This window comes from Pseudomonas sp. 43(2021) (assembly GCF_017490805.1).
Lineage (GTDB): Bacteria > Pseudomonadota > Gammaproteobacteria > Pseudomonadales > Pseudomonadaceae > Aquipseudomonas.
This window is the reverse complement of record NZ_JAFGYJ010000222.1, coordinates 1-549: the sequence shown is the minus strand read 5'-3', so window position 1 is coordinate 549 and position 549 is coordinate 1. Positions and strand designations below refer to the sequence as shown.

1 protein-coding gene is annotated in these 549 nt (G+C 60.5%); it reads right to left on the bottom strand.

Translation table 11 applies throughout. The features are described from left to right. Window positions 1–549: thiamine pyrophosphate-dependent enzyme (locus J5M71_RS26865; protein ID WP_243434368.1), on the bottom strand; the 549-nt coding region annotated here is incomplete at both ends.

Below are 549 nucleotides of genomic sequence, written 5' to 3'. Positions count from 1 at the left end.
TACGGCGCCCACCCCCTGCTTGTCGTTCTGCACGATCACCCCGGCTTCTTCCGGATCGCCCTTGCGCAGGGTCCTGTCGCCTTTCTTCTCTTCCTCCACCTTGATTTGCGGTGGCACCTGCTCCACGTTCGCTTCGTTCTTTAACTCTTTCAGCACCCTCACTTCCGAGGCGAGCGCCTGTTCCCACGCAGCGGCGACCTCTTCTTCACGATCAACGAAAATGCCCTTGAGGCCGATGGAAATCGCGAACAGGTGATACGGCACGTCCGGGATGCTCTGCGACGCTTCGAACTTCGGATCGCCCTCCATCACCCGCTGCTCCCAGGTGACCTGATTGAGGTCTTCATTGTTGAACACCGCGCAGATCCATTTCGGGCTCTGCCATTGCCGCCAGTATTTGGCGACGGTGATCAGCTCGGCCATGTTGTTCATCTGCATCGCGCCGTCGCCGACCAAGGCAATGACCGGGCGTTCCGGGTAAGCAAACTTCGCCGCGATCGCATAGGGTACCGCCGCGCCCATCGAGGCCAGGCCACCGGACAACGAGCA